1 pseudogene is annotated in these 454 nt (G+C 72.2%); it reads left to right on the forward strand.

What is annotated here, in order from left to right:
- Window positions 1-341, forward strand: a pseudogene (locus tag AB4Z02_RS19095) (hypothetical protein); the annotation flags it as partial.
- Between the last annotated feature and the right edge of the window lie 113 nt (window positions 342-454).

The following is a 454-nucleotide window of genomic DNA, read 5'->3' on the forward strand; positions in this document are numbered from 1 at the left end:
AGCTCGAGGCGACCACCGGACCCGAGGCGACGGTCGTCATCGCCCGCGCGCGACTGGCGAGCATCGTGCAGGAATGGTCGGTCATGCTGCCGGCCGGTCCCATCGAGCTGACCATCGACGCGGTGCCGCCGACAGGCGGGTTCGGCCCCGGCATGATGACGAGCGACCGCGTGCTGCTGCAGGCGACCGCCGACGGCAAGACGGTCACCCTCGCCGACGTCGACGGGCGATACCTGTCGGCCGAGACCGCCGCATCCTTCACCGGACGCGTCGTCGGCCTCTACGCGACGACGGGGCGCGTGGCCTTCGCCGGCCTGCGCTACCGCGGCTCGGAAGACTGAGGGGGCGAAGCGACGATGGCGGGCTTCACCGAAGAGACGCTCCTGCTCGACCTGCTCGACAACCCGCGTGCGCGCAGCGCGGTCCAGCGCGCGCTGCCGGGCGTGCTGAACTC

The organism is Pedococcus sp. 2YAF34, assembly GCF_052114585.1.
In the GTDB taxonomy this organism is placed as follows: domain Bacteria; phylum Actinomycetota; class Actinomycetes; order Actinomycetales; family Dermatophilaceae; genus Pedococcus.